General features: G+C 65.9%; 14 protein-coding genes. 6 read left to right on the forward strand and 8 right to left on the reverse strand.

Annotation, left to right across the window (positions count from 1 at the left end; translation table 11 throughout):
* Nucleotides 1-99 precede the first annotated feature (99 nt).
* A complete protein-coding gene (gene clpB / locus ASF32_RS18575; RefSeq protein ID WP_056431759.1) occupies nucleotides 100-2,730 on the forward strand; it encodes an ATP-dependent chaperone ClpB in 2,631 nt (876 codons plus the stop codon).
* Nucleotides 2,731-2,858: 128 nt separating this feature from the next.
* Here the strand turns inward: clpB and ASF32_RS18580 are convergent, their stop codons facing one another.
* Nucleotides 2,859-3,203 carry a hypothetical protein gene (locus ASF32_RS18580; RefSeq protein ID WP_244477876.1) on the reverse strand — a complete coding sequence of 115 codons (345 nt, stop codon included), beginning with the start codon at nucleotides 3,201-3,203 and terminating at the stop codon, nucleotides 2,859-2,861.
* Between the two features lie 201 nt (nucleotides 3,204-3,404).
* On the opposite strand from ASF32_RS18580, the gene ASF32_RS18585 reads away from it, so the two are divergent.
* Nucleotides 3,405-4,886 carry a TIGR00366 family protein gene (locus ASF32_RS18585; RefSeq protein WP_056431765.1) on the forward strand — a complete coding sequence of 494 codons (1,482 nt, stop codon included), beginning with the start codon at nucleotides 3,405-3,407 and terminating at the stop codon, nucleotides 4,884-4,886.
* Between the two features lie 101 nt (nucleotides 4,887-4,987).
* Here ASF32_RS18585 and ASF32_RS18590 read toward each other — a convergent pair whose 3' ends face one another.
* A complete protein-coding gene (locus ASF32_RS18590) occupies nucleotides 4,988-5,575 on the reverse strand; it encodes a hypothetical protein (RefSeq protein ID WP_056431768.1) in 588 nt (195 codons plus the stop codon).
* A 527-nt stretch (nucleotides 5,576-6,102) separates the two neighbouring features.
* On the opposite strand from ASF32_RS18590, the gene ASF32_RS18595 reads away from it, so the two are divergent.
* Complete coding sequence (locus tag ASF32_RS18595; protein WP_082469889.1) at nucleotides 6,103-7,110, forward strand: calcium-binding protein; 1,008 nt, start codon at nucleotides 6,103-6,105, stop codon at nucleotides 7,108-7,110.
* Between the two features lie 147 nt (nucleotides 7,111-7,257).
* On the opposite strand, the gene ASF32_RS18600 is transcribed toward ASF32_RS18595, so the two are convergent.
* The 5 genes from ASF32_RS18600 to rpmH form a co-directional block, all read right to left on the reverse strand.
* Complete coding sequence (locus ASF32_RS18600) at nucleotides 7,258-7,671, reverse strand: DUF423 domain-containing protein (RefSeq protein ID WP_056431773.1); 414 nt, start codon at nucleotides 7,669-7,671, stop codon at nucleotides 7,258-7,260.
* Nucleotides 7,668-8,318, reverse strand: coding sequence for a ribosome biogenesis GTP-binding protein YihA/YsxC (gene yihA / locus ASF32_RS18605; RefSeq protein WP_056432386.1), 651 nt, complete (start codon nucleotides 8,316-8,318; stop codon nucleotides 7,668-7,670). Before yihA ends, ASF32_RS18600 begins: the two co-directional genes overlap by 4 nt.
* 192 nt (nucleotides 8,319-8,510) lie before the next feature.
* Nucleotides 8,511-10,355: a membrane protein insertase YidC gene (gene yidC / locus ASF32_RS18610; protein ID WP_056431776.1), complete on the reverse strand. Its 1,845-nt coding sequence runs from the start codon at nucleotides 10,353-10,355 to the stop codon at nucleotides 8,511-8,513.
* Nucleotides 10,348-10,992 carry a ribonuclease P protein component gene (gene rnpA, locus ASF32_RS18615; protein WP_056431779.1) on the reverse strand — a complete coding sequence of 215 codons (645 nt, stop codon included), beginning with the start codon at nucleotides 10,990-10,992 and terminating at the stop codon, nucleotides 10,348-10,350. Before rnpA ends, yidC begins: the two co-directional genes overlap by 8 nt.
* Before the next feature lie 67 nt (nucleotides 10,993-11,059).
* Nucleotides 11,060-11,194 carry a 50S ribosomal protein L34 gene (gene rpmH, locus ASF32_RS18620; protein ID WP_018045311.1) on the reverse strand — a complete coding sequence of 45 codons (135 nt, stop codon included), beginning with the start codon at nucleotides 11,192-11,194 and terminating at the stop codon, nucleotides 11,060-11,062.
* Nucleotides 11,195-11,297: 103 nt separating this feature from the next.
* Between rpmH and ASF32_RS25605 the strand changes: the two genes are divergently transcribed.
* Entirely contained in the window at nucleotides 11,298-11,609 is a 312-nt protein-coding gene (locus tag ASF32_RS25605; RefSeq protein WP_156467896.1) for a hypothetical protein, read from the forward strand.
* Between the two features lie 124 nt (nucleotides 11,610-11,733).
* Entirely contained in the window at nucleotides 11,734-12,261 is a 528-nt protein-coding gene (locus ASF32_RS18625) for a DUF1465 family protein (RefSeq protein ID WP_056431783.1), read from the forward strand.
* Nucleotides 12,262-12,381: 120 nt separating this feature from the next.
* Here the strand turns inward: ASF32_RS18625 and rpmE are convergent, their stop codons facing one another.
* Nucleotides 12,382-12,636 (reverse strand): 50S ribosomal protein L31, encoded by a 255-nt coding sequence (gene rpmE / locus ASF32_RS18630; RefSeq protein ID WP_018045309.1) that lies wholly within the window; start codon nucleotides 12,634-12,636, stop codon nucleotides 12,382-12,384.
* Nucleotides 12,637-12,824: 188 nt separating this feature from the next.
* On the opposite strand from rpmE, the gene ASF32_RS18635 reads away from it, so the two are divergent.
* Nucleotides 12,825-14,687 carry an ABC transporter transmembrane domain-containing protein gene (locus ASF32_RS18635; protein WP_056431786.1) on the forward strand — a complete coding sequence of 621 codons (1,863 nt, stop codon included), beginning with the start codon at nucleotides 12,825-12,827 and terminating at the stop codon, nucleotides 14,685-14,687.
* Nucleotides 14,688-14,701 lie beyond the last annotated feature (14 nt).

Here is a 14,701-nt window from a genome sequence, read left to right on the forward strand (position 1 = left end):
CGCCGGTGTTCCACGGACCATTCGGTCGGGGAGCGACGTCTCGACGGGGCCGCGCCGCTTGGCGGGCGGTGGATCGTCGGCACGGGGGAGAGGAAAGACATGAATTTCGAGATCTATACCGAACGCGCCCGCGGCTTCGTCCAGGCCGCGCAATCCCTGGCCCTTCGCGAAGGCCACCCGCAATTGCAGCCCGGCCACCTCCTGAAGGTGCTCCTCGACGATCCCGAGGGGCTTTGCGCAGGCCTTATCGACCGCGCCGGCGGACAGTCCCGCGTGGCGCTCGCCCAGGTCGAGCAGTGGTTGGCCAAGCAGCCCAAGGTTTCGGGTAATTCCGCGCAGCCCCAGGCGACGCGAGAACTCGTGCGCCTGTTCGACACCGCCGAGAAGGCCGCCCAGAAGGCGGGTGATTCCTACGTCACCGTCGAGCGCCTGCTGCTCGCCCTCGCCGTGGAGAAGGACACCGAATCCGGCCGTGCGCTCGCCGCCGCCGGCGTCACCGCCGCGTCGCTGAACGCCGCCATCAACGCGCTCCGCAAGGGCCGCACGGCGGACAATGCCACGGCCGAGAACGCCTATGACGCCCTCAAGAAATATGCCCGTGACCTCACCGAGGCCGCCCGGGAGGGCAAGCTCGACCCGGTGATCGGCCGCGACGAGGAGATCCGCCGCACCATCCAGGTCCTGTCCCGGCGCACCAAGAACAACCCGGTTCTGATCGGCGAACCCGGCGTCGGCAAGACCGCCATCGTCGAGGGGCTGGCCCTGCGCATCGTCGATGGCGACGTGCCGGAGAGCCTGAAGGACAAGAGCCTGCTCGCCCTCGACATGGGCGCGCTGATCGCCGGCGCGAAATATCGCGGCGAGTTCGAGGAGCGGCTGAAGGGCGTGCTCTCCGAGGTCACTTCGGCCGCCGGCGGCATCATCCTGTTCATCGACGAGATGCACACGCTGGTGGGGGCCGGCAAGGCGGACGGGGCGATGGACGCCTCGAACCTGCTCAAGCCCGCTCTGGCGCGCGGCGAGCTGCATTGCGTCGGCGCGACCACGCTCGACGAATACCGCAAGCATGTGGAGAAGGACGCGGCCCTCGCGCGCCGCTTCCAGCCCGTCTTCGTGTCCGAGCCCACCGTCGAGGACACGGTCTCGATCCTGCGCGGCATCAAGGAGAAGTACGAGCAGCACCACGGCGTGCGCATTCAGGACGCGGCCCTCGTGGCGGCCGCGACTCTGTCGAACCGCTACATCACCGACCGCTTCCTGCCGGACAAGGCCATCGACCTGATGGACGAAGCTGGGTCGCGCCTGCGCATGCAGGTGGATTCGAAGCCGGAGGAGCTCGACAACATCGACCGTGAGGTGGTCCGCCTCAAAATCGAGGGCGAGGCGCTGAAGAAGGAGACCGATTCCGCCTCCCGCGACCGTCTGGTGCGGCTGGAGAAGGAACTGGCCGATCTCGAAGAGCAGTCGGCCGCGATCACCTCTCGCTGGAAGGCCGAGAAGGACAAGCTGGGTGCGGCGGCCGAGCTCAAGAAGAAGCTCGACGAGGCGCGCAACGAACTCGCCTCGGCCCAGCGCCAGGGCCAGTACCAGCGCGCGGGCGAGCTCGCATACGGCGTGATCCCTGGGCTGGAGCGGGAACTCGCCGAGAACGAGGCCGCGGCCGAAAGCGCTGTCGCCCGCGACGGTATGGTCGAGGAGGCGGTGACGCCGGCCCATATCGCGGGCGTCGTCTCACGTTGGACCGGCGTGCCCGTGGACAAGATGCTGGAGGGCGAGCGCGAGAAGCTTCTTGGCATGGAGGCCGAACTGGGCAAGCGCGTCATCGGCCAGCGGGAAGCCGTCGAGGCGGTGGCCACCGCCGTGCGGCGTGCCCGCGCCGGCCTGCAGGATCCGAACCGGCCGATCGGCTCGTTCATGTTCCTCGGGCCGACGGGCGTCGGCAAGACCGAGCTGACCAAGGCGTTGGCCGGCTTCCTGTTCGACGACGACACGGCCCTCGTGCGCATCGACATGTCTGAATACATGGAGAAGCATTCCGTCGCCCGGCTGATCGGCGCGCCCCCGGGCTATGTCGGCTACGAGGAGGGCGGTGCGCTCACCGAGGCCGTGCGGCGCCGGCCGTATCAGGTCGTGCTGTTCGACGAGATCGAGAAGGCGCATCCGGACGTGTTCAACGTCCTGTTGCAGGTTCTCGACGACGGACGCCTGACGGACGGTCAGGGGCGGACGGTGGACTTCCGCAACACGCTGCTGATCATGACCTCGAATCTCGGGTCGGAATATCTGGTGGCGCAGACGGAGGGGCAGGATACGGATGAGGTCCGCGAGGAGGTGATGGGCGTGGTCCGCCATCATTTCCGGCCGGAATTCCTCAATCGGATCGACGAGATCATCCTGTTCCACCGTCTCCGGCGGTCCGAGATGGGGGCGATCGTCGATATCCAGCTCGGGCGCCTCCAGACCCTCCTCGACGAGCGCAAGATCGCCCTCGACGTGGAGCCCGATGCCCGCGACTGGCTGGCCGACAAGGGCTACGACCCGGCCTACGGGGCGCGTCCGCTCAAGCGCGTCATCCAGAAGGCGGTGCAGGACCGGCTGGCCGAGCAACTGCTCGCGGGCCGCATCCATGACGGCGAGGCGGTGCCGGTCCGGCTCGGCCCATCCGGCCTGATGATCGGCGACGATCCCGCTTTACCGGAGCGGCGTCCGGCGAGCGCCACGCTCAACTGAGGCGAGGTTCGCTTCCATGCTTCCGGCGGGGACCGCCTCCGCCGGAAGCCGATCTCATGGCAGTCGCCATCACCTCTCGGATAACTTCTGAATAGACAGGGTTCCTGGCACGGGGAAGAAAGCGCAGTTCAGCGACCCGAGCCGCGCAGTGCCAGCTTCACGCGCTGTTCGAGCAGGTTCCACCGCGTCGAAACCTCACTTGCTACGCAGCCACCATAGGTCTGTCCTACGAAGAAGCCCTGTTCGGCCCGGTTTCGGCAGTCGAACACAGGTGGCGCCGCCAGGACGACGAGCACAGCACCGGCAATCGCCGCGGCGCTGGCAAGGATGCCGAACAGCCAGGCCAGTTGCGAGCCGTCGGCCCTCCTTCCGTTGTCAGAAGGGCCGGTTTCCATTCCATCGGTGAGATCACGGAACGGCGCATCCGCATTGGGGCGACGGTCGCGAATGATCTCCTGGACGGATTTGCTCACTGGCCGTGTCACACGTCATCCCCTGGAAGGATCGCGGCGCATAGTGGGACGAGCGGTACTGAAGGAAGGTTGAAGGCGACCCATCCCCGCCGACTTTACCTTGGTGACAAGCCAAAAAGCCGGGCTTGAGCCCGCTCCATGTTTGGGCAACATGCACGGCATCGGCTTGGTGGACCAGGCCCGATCACGGCGGGATTTCAGATGTCGGCACCCAGTCCAGAATCCCGCGATCCGGTTCCGTCCAAACCGGGAACCGGCCGCCCCGTCGGCGAAGTCGCCACCGATGGTGCCCTGTCCCGCCTCGGCATCCGCTTCACCGTCTGGGCCGAGCGCTGGTTTCCCGACGCGTTCATCTTCGTGGCCATCGCGGTGGTCATCGTGGCCCTCGGGGCGCTGGCCAACGGCGCGCCCGCGATGACGGTGGCCAAGAGCTTCGGTGACGGGTTCTGGAGCCTGATCCCCTTCACCATGCAGATGGCCTTCGTCACCATCGGCGGCTACGTGGTCGCGACGGCGCCGCCGGTTCAGCGGCTGATCGACCGGCTCGCCCTCGTGCCGAAGACCGGCCGGGGCGCGGTCGGCTTCGTGGCGGCGGCGACGATGCTGTCGTCGTTCCTGAGCTGGGGCCTCAGCCTGATCTTCGGCGGCCTTCTCGCCCGCGCTCTCGCCCGCCGCACCGAACTTCGCATGGATTACCGGGCCGCCGGTGCCGCGGCCTATCTCGGGCTCGGCGCCACCTGGGCCATGGGGCTCAGCTCATCGGCCGCCCAGCTCCAGGCCAATCCGAAGAGCCTGCCGCCGAGCCTGCTGCCGATCACCGGCGTGATCCCGTTCAGCGAGACGATCTTCCTCTGGCAGTCGATGCTGATCGCCCTGATCCTCTTCGTGATCTCGATCATCATCGCCTATGTCTCGGCGCCGCAGCCCGCCACCGCCGTGACGGCCGACGATCTCGGCCTCGACGTCTCGCGCGACAAGCCGGACGAGTCCCGGCCGCAGCAGCCTTCGGAATGGCTGGAGCATTCGCCGATCCTGACCCTGCTCCTCGTCATCATCGCCGCCGGCTGGCTCTACCAGGAATTCGCGCGCCAATCCTGGATCACCGCGATCTCCAACCTCAACACCTACAACCTGCTCTTCCTCACCCTCGGCCTGCTGCTGCATTGGCGGCCGCGGAACTTCCTCGCCTCGGTGGCGAAGGCGGTGCCGGCCACCGCCGGCGTGCTGATCCAGTTCCCTCTCTACGCGGCGATCAGCGCCATGCTGACCAATGCGAAGAACGCGGGCGGCACCTCGGTCTCGGACGTCATCACTCACGCGTTCGTGGCGCTGAACACCACGGGCAGCTTCCCGATTTCCATGGGTGTCTATTCGGCGGTGCTCGGCTTCTTCGTGCCGTCGGGCGGCGGCAAATGGCTGCTGGAAGCGCCCTACGTGATGCAGGCGGCCAACGAGTTGCAGGTCCATCTCGGCTGGGCGGTGATGATCTACAACGCCGCCGAGGCGCTGCCGAACCTGATCAACCCATTCTGGATGCTGCCGCTTCTCGGCATCCTCGGCCTCAAGGCCCGCGACATCGTCGGGTTCAGCTTCCTGCAGCTCATCATCCATCTGCCGCTGGTGCTGTTCCTGCTCTGGGCGCTGGCCTTCACGCTCACCTACCACCCTCCGGTGATGCCGTAGGGGCCGGCCTGTTTCTCGGGCCTGACCCGACTACGTGGCGCGAGCCCGCCGATCGTCCTGATCAAAGATTCCGATCCGCCGAATGGGCAACGGTCGGGCTTTCAAGGGCGTCCCTGCGGCGGACCGCCCATGGCGATCACGCCGGCATCGGCGAGGCCCCCGGCCTCGTCGGCGGCCGAGGCCACGAGCGAGAAACTGACCGGCCGCAGCGGACCGCTGTCATGGCCGGTTTCGCTCTCGGACCAGGAGCTGACGGATATCGGCGTGAACGCATCCGCCATACCGCTGCTCGTCAGACCCTCGGCGCGGGCGCGCGCATCGACGCGCTGGAGGAAGCCCTCACTTCGCACGCCGAGGCGTATTGGCCGGACGTCGGGCTCGGCGTTCCAGACCGTACGGATGAGGCAGTGCCTGCCGTTATTGTCCTGCCCCCAGGATGCGACGTAGCGCGGCGATAAAAGCTCCACTGCCTTCTCCCGGTCCGGCGCGCGGCGCGGGATGGTGTCGATCGCCTCACGCGAGGCGGGCCGCGTCGCGAGCCCCTGGAACGGCGTGCGGCCGTGGCGGATATAACCGAGGCAATCCTCGAAGATGATCCGCATCACCAACGGCTCGTTCTCCTCGATCGGCGCGGCGCTCGCGGGGAAGGCCGCGAGGCAGGCGGCGAACAGAATCCAGGGTTTCAGCAAGCGATCCTCCCTCCGGCGCGGGGGGTGAGAGAGCGTATACCATCACCCCTGCAGGCCGATGGCGACGGTGATCTAGAAGGCGGTCACGGCGAACCGGTGCGTCAGCGCCGCTCCGTGATCAGGGCGGTGGTAACGCGGGTGAACGGGATCTCGCTGTAGCCTGTCGTCCCGATCCATTCGGATGCCCGGCCTATGGCGTGGAGCATTCAATATTGCCGACTTCACCCTGCCGGTGATGACTGATCCTCTCGTCTGAGCGCCGAGATTTCATGCCCCGCCTATCGGGGTTGGGCACTCCCAAAGGATGATTCCGCGCCGTCCCCTCATTGGGCGAACACCTCGATCCCGTGAAGGAGGCCATCAGGGATAAGGCGTCGAGGGCGTTGAAAACTGCAAACAAAGACCAGATGTCTGATAAATACTTCTATAAATCAAGTGTATATTCCGTTATTGCCTGTCTGCCTGCAAAAGGCTAGGCTAGTCATGCAAATCGATCCTCGTTGGAGAATGCGAAGGAAAGGAACGTCATGGCGTATGTAATGGGCACGGGTCAGGCTGATCTCATAGATTACACCACGGGTGTGACTGACGAGAAAGACTATATTCTCGGCTACAGTGGTAACGATGTGATCTACGGTCGAGGCGGGGATGATACCATTTTTGGCGACTCCGATTCGGCAACGAATTATATCGGCAGCGACACCCTCTATGGCGGCGGTGGCAACGATCTGCTGATCGGAGATAACGGCGTCGACACGCTCTACGGCGGATCTGGCGACGACCGGTTCGTCATGCGCTACGACTTGTTCATCGACGACGTTTATGGCCAGTCGGGTACCGATACCCTCGCGTTCTTTGCTTTCGACCGAGCCGCCAACGTCAATCTGAGCCAGAAGTCTTACTTCATCGTCGGCGGTGAAGAAGGCAAGCAAACCGTCTCCGGCGTCGAGAATGTCAGTGGGACCGACCAGAACGATAAACTTACGGGTGATGCCGCCAACAATCTCCTGAGCGGCAACATCGGGGACGACCAACTCAATGGCGGTGCCGGCAACGACACGCTTCAGGGTGGGGACGGGGTGGACCGGGTCGTGGGCGCCAGCGGCGACGATGTCCTTTCGGGGGATGGCTCGTCGGACAAGCTGTTCGGGGGCGAGGGGAAGGACGTACTGAACGGCGGGTCAAGCGCCGACATCCTGTTCGGCGACGCCGGCAACGACTCGCTCCTAGGCGATGACGGCAATGACATGCTGATCGGCGGGACCGGCAACGACAGACTGACCGGCGGCGCCGGCCGCGATACCTTCGTTTTCGATCGGCTCACAGGCAAGGACGTCATCACCGACTTCAGCCCCGGATCGGGCTCGCCCGACGTCATTCGCCTGGAGAAGGATGTGCTGGGCTCCTTTGCCGCCGTGGTCTCTCACGCCGAGAACACCAGCGCCGGCGTCGTCATTCAGTATGACGAGGGCAGCATCAGGCTCGCCGGCCTGCAGGTCGCGGATCTGCACGCGACCGATTTCCTGTTCGTCTGAGTCCCACCCGTAGAACGTCCGTTCTGCTCTAGGGTTCGGAACGAGAGCCGTATGTGAACCGGAACTTTCTCGAGGCACTGCAAGGACCGGGTGCCACTCCGATCCGCCCCTCGACTTTGGACGAACGCGCCCAGGGTCGAGGTGTCGCTAGGATCGAATTGCGGGCGTGTGCTGGCCAAGTGGACCCTGTCGGGTCCGCGCCGGAACGAAAGCGGCCAATGCCGCGACCAGCCAGCCGGCCATGAGGATGACGCCGCCAGTCGGCGCGGCCATCGGAAAGAGCGGAATGCCCTTCAGGGCACGCAAGGACAGATCACCGGAGAATAGCGCGAGTCCGATCACCAGGGCGGCAGCGGCGACCCGGGTCGTGAGGCGGTGAGTGAGCCCGGTGGCCGTCAGGGCCACGAGTGCGATGATGGCGGGCGCGTGGAACAGCAGAAACTGCGCCGCCGTCTTCAGGCTGTCGGCTCCGGGGATATGGGCCGCGGCCGCGCTAGCGGCGACGCCGAGCAGGCCGGCGAGCGCGCCGAGAGCAAGGAGGGCACGGTCGAAGCCGGTCATGCGCCGCGCTCGGCCAGGATCCGGGCGACGCTCGCCCGTAGTTCCGGCACGCCACGGTCGTCGCGGCTGGATGTGATCAGGATCTCAGGGTAGGCCGCCGGGCGCTTGGCGATGGCGGAGCGGATGCCGGCAATGCGCGCATCGACTTCGGCCTTCTTCAGGGCATCGCCCTTGGTCAGGACGATCTGATAGCTCACGGCGGCCTTGTCGAGCCCGTCGAGCACGTCGGTATCGATGCTCTTCAATCCATGGCGGGAATCGATCAACATGAAGACGCGGGCGAGATTGGCGCGACCCTTGAGGTAGTCGTGGATCAAGTCGGTCCAGGCCTCGACCTTGGTCTTCTCCACGGCCGCGTAGCCGTAGCCGGGCATGTCCACCAGGGTCAGTCGCCCGCCGATATCGAAGAAGTTGAGTTGCTGCGTCCGGCCCGGCGTATGCGACGTCCGCGCCAGGGTATTGCGGCCGGTCAGTGCGTTGACGAGGCTCGACTTGCCGACATTGGAGCGCCCGGCAAAGGCGATCTCGACGCCCTTCATCGGCGGCAGCGCGGCGACGTTCGGCGCGGAGGACAGGAAATCAGCTACTCCCGCGAACAGCAGGCGGCCGGATTCGAGGAGGGCTGCGTCGGCTTCGGGCTCGGTCATCATGGTCTCCGGCTGAGAGAGGGAAACGTGACGTGTCCCACCATCGACCTCATCCTGAGGTGCCGCGAAGCGGCCTCGAAGGAGGCGTCCAGAAACCGCGTCGGGTCCTGGAGGCCTCTTTCGAGGCCTCCGCTTCGCTCCGGCGTCTCGGGATGAGGAGCCGGGGTGGTCTCGTTGGGAAGAACGCGAAGCCTAGCTCTTGGCCGGTGCGTTCTTGTCGGCGGGCTTCTTCTTGAACATCCCGCCGAGGTTGTCCCACAACTCCACCTTCACGCCGTTGCGGCGCATGATGACGTATTGCTGGATGACCGAGAGGGTGTTGTTCCAGGCCCAGTAGATCACCAGGCCGGCCGGGAACGAGCCGAGCATGAAGGTGAACACGATGGGCATGAAGGTGAAGATCTGCGCCTGGACCGGGTCCGGCGGCGCGGGGTTCATCTTCATCTGGATGAACATCGTGATGCCCATCACGATCGGCCAGATGCCGAGATGGATGAAGTCCGGGGCGGCGAAGGGCAGGAGCCCGAACAGGTTCAGGATGTTCGTCGGATCGGGAGCGGCGAGATCCTGGATCCAGCCGAAGAACGGCGCATGCCGCATCTCGATGGTGATGAACAGGACCTTGTAGAGCGCGAAGAAGACCGGGATCTGGATCAGCACCGGCCAGCAGCCGGCGACCGGGTTGATCTTCTCCTTCTTGTACAGCTCCATCATCGCCTGTTGCTGCTTCATCTTGTCGTCGCCGTAGCGCTCGCGGATCGAGGCCATCTCCGGCTGCACGGCCTTCATCTTGGCCATGGACTGGTACGACTTGTTGGCGATCGGCAGGAACAGCAGCTTCAGGCAGAAGGTCACCACCAGGATCGACACGCCGAAATTGCCGAACAGATGGAAGAAGAAGTCCAACGCGCGGAACATTGGCTTGGTGATGAAGTGGAACCAGCCCCAGTCGATCATCAGATCGAACTGCTTGATGCCGAGATCCTTCTGGTAGCCGTTGATCGTGTTGACTTCCTTGGCACCGGCGAAGAGCTGCTGGGTCGACGTCACGGTCGCGCCCGGGTCGACGCTGCGGCCATCGCCGCGCACGCTGGCCTGATAGACCTTGGTGGCGCCGTCGGTGCGTTCGGTGAAGCTGCCGGTATAGGGGGTGGCCTGGTCCGGGATCGTGGCCGCGGCCCAGTACTTGTCGGTGATGCCGACGAAGCCGCCGCTCACGTTCGCCCAGGCCTTGCCCTTCGTGCCGGCATTGCCGAGCGCCGGCTCCTTCGCAACGTGGTCATAGGTGTATTCCTGCAGGCCGTCGGCGCCGAGGACGCCGATCATGCCCTCATGCAGCACGTAATAGCCCTGCGTCGTCGGCTTGCCCCAGCGCGAGACCAGCCCATACGGATACAGCGTGACGGCGTTCGCCCCCTTGTTCTCGACCTCGTCACGGATCGTGAACATGAACTTGTCGTCGACGGCGATGACGCGCTTGAACAGCAGGCCTGCGCCGTTGTCGTAGGTGAGGCTCAGAGGCTTTGCCGGCGTCAGCGCGGCGGCATCGGCGGTCCACACAGTGTCGCCCGTGGGGAGGGGGCCTGTGTTCTGACCGACCCAGCCGAATTCCGCGTAATACGGGTTCGCGCTACCGGTGGGCGAGAGCAGCACGATGCGCGGGCTCGAATCGCTGACGGTCTCGTGGTAGCCCTTGAGCGAGACGTCATCGACGCGGCCACCCTTCAGGGCGATCGAACCGGCCAGGGCCGGGGTGTCGATGGCCACGCGCGGGGAACGGGCCAGGGCTGCCTCGCGGCTCTCCACCGATACGGCCGCGTTCGGCAGGGTGCCCGGAACGGGAGCCGAGGGACCGCCTTCCGCCGGGCTTGCCGAGGGAGCGCCGGTCGGGTTGGCGGCCTGGGCAGCAGCCTTGTTCTGAAGCTCGGCCTGACGCTGCTGCTCCACGCGGGGGGCGGCGATGAAGTAGTTCCACCCGAGCAGGACCGCCAGCGACAAGGCGATCGCGACGATCATGTTCGTCTTGTCATTACCCATCGAGAGATCCGTCGCGTGTGTTCGAAGGAGGGGAGGCGTCGAAGGCTCCGCTCGCCGCGCGAGGCATCGACGGCGCCTCGTGCTGCAGGGGCACATCGGCCGCATGATGGCAGGATGGTGTCGGGTCGCCGCGAACCGGGCCTTTCACGGCATCGGCCGGGTTGGCCGCGCCGGAGCGACCTTTCCCACGTCCGGGGCGGTTCTTCTGGCCCTGCTGCCTGCCGTCACTCGGCTTGATCACCGCGCCAACGGAACGGCGCAGATCGGCGACCAGCGTGTCGAAAGGCGCATGCAGAGCGGGGCGACGGGCCACGAGCACGATATCGGCCTCGGCGGACGGCAACTCGGCTGCTGCGCGCTTCACGGCATCGCGCAAGCGGCGGCGGATGCGGTTGCGCTCCGTCGCGTGACCGACCCGCTTGGTGATCGTGAAGCCGATGCGAAGTCCATCGACCGCTGCGCTCTCCGAGGTAGCAGGCACAGGCGTGCCGGCCGCATGACGCAGCCGGCCTTGGGCACTCATGAGCTCGGTGTGAAAACGGCGCCCTCCCGCAGCAGCGAGAAAGTCCGGTCTCCGCTTCAGCCGTCCGATCGTCGACACTGCCGGTTCGATCCTGCGGCCAAGGGGCGAGGTCATCGCTTGGGCAAGCCTCGGGTTGATCAAGGCCTACCCCAGCGGACTACGCCGCCGGGGCGCCTAGAAATCAGGCCGAGAGCTTCTTGCGACCGTGCGAGCGGCGGGCAGCGATGACCTTGCGGCCGCCGGCCGTCGCCATGCGAGCGCGGAAGCCGTGACGACGCTTACGCACGAGCTTGCTGGGCTGATAGGTTCTCTTCATGGCGCGATCTCCGATGGCCGAGGATCGATCCGGCTGGCTGCAGGAGCCCCACCGACATCTTCACTCGCCCTGAAATGTGTCTGCAAGCGCGAAGAGCGCCCACATGGGGCGCGGCAACGCGATGGCGCGGCTTATGGCGGAGAGGGGGGGCGAAGTCAATTCTGGCGCGGGCATTTCCCAGCCCCCGTTCTGTCGCCGGACCGTGTCCGCCCTTAGCCGGGCGTTAACCTTTTCAGCCTATGAAGAAATCATGTCCGGTTCTCCGGATGTGGGGCAGATTTCGGTCTGCCGCTGTTTTGATGCCTCTGTCGACTTCACCAAAGCCGCCCCTCCGGGCGGCTTTTTTTTTCGTTCCGCCGATTCGCGGAACGACGTCGCCAAATGCGGTTTCATCGGCACCAGTCCGGCTCATTAACGTTAATCTCCGGTCAACGGCGCGGGGCGGCACGTTCGGCGCTAGTGTTGCGCCTCTGGTCGCGAACGCACTGATCGTGTCTCAGATCGGGACAAAGCGGTCCGGTAGCGGCACAGGAGGCAGGATGAACGAGTTGGATGTCACCTTTCGCGACGAGCGGGACTGGGTCAACTTCGGCGACACGTATGTGAATTCCGAGGCCTTTCGAGTCCTGTTCCGCGAAGGCATGACCATGGTCGAAGAGGCCGCGGCCTATCTCGATGGCGATGGGCGCGAGGAATCGCGTCTGCTGTCGCGCGACAGCACCCTGTCCTATGCCAGCGAGAGCATGCGCCTGACCACCCGGTTGATGCAGATCGCGTCGTGGCTGCTGGTGCAGCGTGCCGTGTCGGAGGGCGAAATCACCCCCGCCCAGGCCCTCCAGGAGAAGACCCGCGTCCGTCTCGCGACACCGGAGACCTTCCGCGCCGAGACCTTCGTCACTCTCCCGGCCCGCCTTCAGGACCTCACCGTCCGCTCGCGCCGGCTCCACGCCCGCATCCTGCATCTCGACGGCCTCATCTCCGACGACCGCCCGACCCCGGTCTTCGGGGAAAGCCCCGTTGCCGCGCAGCAGGGTCTGCTGCGGAGCGCCTTCGGTACCGCCCACTGAAACAGGGTTGGGCTTCGATGGCCTGAAACGCGAAAGGGCGGCGCCTCGATGGCGCCGCCCTTTCGCGTTTCCAAAACCCTCCGCCGCCACCAACCGGTCGCGGCGGTCAGTTCGCTCGAATCACTTCTTGCCGAAGGACAGGGCGCCGAAGCGCGAGTTGAACCGAGAAACACGGCCGCCGCGATCGAGCATCTTCTGCTCGCCGCCAGTCCAGGCCGGGTGCGTATTCGGGTCGATGTCGAGGTTGAGGGTGTCGCCCTCCTTGCCGTAGGTCGACCGGGTCATGTAGTCGGACCCATCGGTCATCACGACCTTGATGAAATGGTAGTCGGGATGTTCGGTACCCTTGGCCTTGTCGGCCGCACTCTTTGCCATGACGAAATCCTTGAATAGCCACGCCGACCGGCCCGCCTGGCGGCCCGCGGCCTTAGATCACGCGCAATCGGATGAAGGCGGGCCTATACCCCACGTGCTTCTTCCGAACAAGCGGTCGGGCGCGGGAGATCGCCGGGACCGCTATTTTCTTGAAACCGATTCTGTGTCGGGGATGATGACGAGGCACGATGGCTCGCGGGCGTAAAAAGAATTCACAGGGCGAAGGCCCGGGCGGCAACGGTCGCGGCAAAGCTCCTCTCGGGTCGCTGAGGCCGCTGATTCCCTTCGCCTTGGTTTATCGCGGTCGCATCCTCGCGGCGTTCCTGTCGCTGCTTTCGGCCTCGGTTGCGACCCTCGTGGTGCCCATCGCCCTGCGCCGGGTGATCGACCACGGCTTCTCGCCCGAAGGCCACAGCGTCATCGACGCTTACTTCATGGCTCTGATCGGCGTGGTGTCGGTGCTCGCCCTGTCGAGTGCCGCCCGGTACTACACCGTGGTGACGCTGGGTGAGCGCGTGGTCGCGGACCTGCGCAGCGCGGTCTTCGCCCGCCTCACCATCCTCGATCCCGCTTTCTTCGACCGCACGCAATCGGGCGAGATCGTCTCTCGGCTCACCGCCGACGCGACCCAGGTCAAGGCCGTGTTCGGGGTCTCCATCTCGATCCTGCTGCGAAACGCCTTCCTGTTCGTCGGCGCGGTGGTGATGATGGTCATCACCAGTCCCAAACTGTCGATCCTGGTTCTCGTGGCGATCCCGCTCATCGTGTTCCCGCTGATCCTGTCCGGACGCGGCGTGCGGCGGCGTTCCCGCGCCGCGCAGGACCGGCTGGCCGACGCCTCGGCCTATGCGGCGGAGGCGATCGGGGCGATTCGCACCATGCAGGCCTTCGGCATGGGTCGCGCCACGGCGGAGCATTTCGGGCAGGCTTCCGAGAATGCCTATTCGGCCGCCCGTGACTCCGTGAAGGCGCGCGCCCTGCTCACCGGCGTCGCGATCTTCCTCATCTCCGCCAGCGTCGTCGGGGTCATGTGGTACGGCGCCCAAGGGGTGCTGGCCGGTACGATGACGGCGGGCCAGCTCTCGCAATTCGTGCTCTACGCAGTGTTCGGCGCGAGCGCCCTGGGGCAGCTTTCAGAGGTCTACGGCGAACTCGCGCAGGCCGCCGGAGCCGCCGAACGCCTTGGCGAGATTCTGGCCGCCGAGCCCGCGATCCGCGCACCCGCCGAGCCGAAACTCCTGCCGGTGCCGCCGCGCGGCGAAGTGGCCTTCGAATCGGTCCGCCTGACCTATCCGACCCGGCCGGAGCATCCCTCCCTCGACGGGATAAGCTTCCAGGTGGCGCATGGGGAGCGCGTCGCCCTCGTGGGCCCTTCGGGGGCGGGCAAGACCACGGTGCTGCAGGCACTGCTGCGCTTCTACGATCCGCAATCCGGCATCGTGCGCGTCGATGGAATCGACATCGCGAGCGTCGATCCGGATGCCCTGCGCGAGCGCATGTCCCTCGTGCCGCAGGATCCCACTGTCTTCTCCGGCTCGGTGATCGAGAACATCCGCTACGGTCGCCCACGGGCGAGCGAGGCCGAGGTTCATCGCGCGGCGGAACTCGCCCATGCGGATGGCTTCATCCGCGCCCTGCCGCAGGGCTACGACACGCAGGTCGGCGAGCGCGGCGTCACGCTGTCCGGCGGTCAGCGCCAGCGTGTCGCCATTGCCCGCGCCATTCTCAAGGACGCGCCGATCCTGCTCCTCGACGAAGCGACCTCGGCCCTCGATGCCGAGAGCGAGCGCGCGGTGCAGACCGCGCTCGATACGCTCATGCGGGGGCGCACGACCCTGGTCATCGCCCATCGGCTGGCAACGATCCGCGCTGCCGACCGCATCCTCGTCCTCGACGGCGGCAGGATCGTCGAGACGGGAACGCATGAGAGCTTGCTGGCGCAGGGGGCGCTCTACGCGCAGCTGGCCGCCCTGCAATTCACCGACGCCCTCGATGAGACGGCGCGGGGGAAAGAACCGAAGACGAAGCGGTTCGCCCTGCCGGCCGAATAGGCGGCAATGGGGGG

Source organism: Methylobacterium sp. Leaf91 (assembly GCF_001422815.1).
Taxonomy (GTDB): Bacteria; Pseudomonadota; Alphaproteobacteria; order Rhizobiales; family Beijerinckiaceae; genus Methylobacterium.

What these genes read in the sequence shown, in the direction of transcription:
- rnpA (WP_056431779.1), bottom strand. Translation starts at nt 10,992, where the DNA reads ATGACCTCGCCCCTTGGCCGCAGGATCGAACCGGCAGTGTCGACGATC.
- rpmH (WP_018045311.1), bottom strand. Translation starts at nt 11,194, where the DNA reads ATGAAGAGAACCTATCAGCCCAGCAAGCTCGTGCGTAAGCGTCGTCAC.
- ASF32_RS25605 (WP_156467896.1), top strand. Translation starts at nt 11,298, where the DNA reads ATGGGGCGCGGCAACGCGATGGCGCGGCTTATGGCGGAGAGGGGGGGC.
- ASF32_RS18595 (WP_082469889.1), top strand. Translation starts at nt 6,103, where the DNA reads ATGGCGTATGTAATGGGCACGGGTCAGGCTGATCTCATAGATTACACC.
- yihA (WP_056432386.1), bottom strand. Translation starts at nt 8,318, where the DNA reads ATGACCGAGCCCGAAGCCGACGCAGCCCTCCTCGAATCCGGCCGCCTG.
- rpmE (WP_018045309.1), bottom strand. Translation starts at nt 12,636, where the DNA reads ATGGCAAAGAGTGCGGCCGACAAGGCCAAGGGTACCGAACATCCCGAC.
- clpB (WP_056431759.1), top strand. Translation starts at nt 100, where the DNA reads ATGAATTTCGAGATCTATACCGAACGCGCCCGCGGCTTCGTCCAGGCC.
- ASF32_RS18600 (WP_056431773.1), bottom strand. Translation starts at nt 7,671, where the DNA reads ATGACCGGCTTCGACCGTGCCCTCCTTGCTCTCGGCGCGCTCGCCGGC.
- ASF32_RS18635 (WP_056431786.1), top strand. Translation starts at nt 12,825, where the DNA reads ATGGCTCGCGGGCGTAAAAAGAATTCACAGGGCGAAGGCCCGGGCGGC.
- yidC (WP_056431776.1), bottom strand. Translation starts at nt 10,355, where the DNA reads ATGGGTAATGACAAGACGAACATGATCGTCGCGATCGCCTTGTCGCTG.
- ASF32_RS18625 (WP_056431783.1), top strand. Translation starts at nt 11,734, where the DNA reads ATGAACGAGTTGGATGTCACCTTTCGCGACGAGCGGGACTGGGTCAAC.
- ASF32_RS18585 (WP_056431765.1), top strand. Translation starts at nt 3,405, where the DNA reads ATGTCGGCACCCAGTCCAGAATCCCGCGATCCGGTTCCGTCCAAACCG.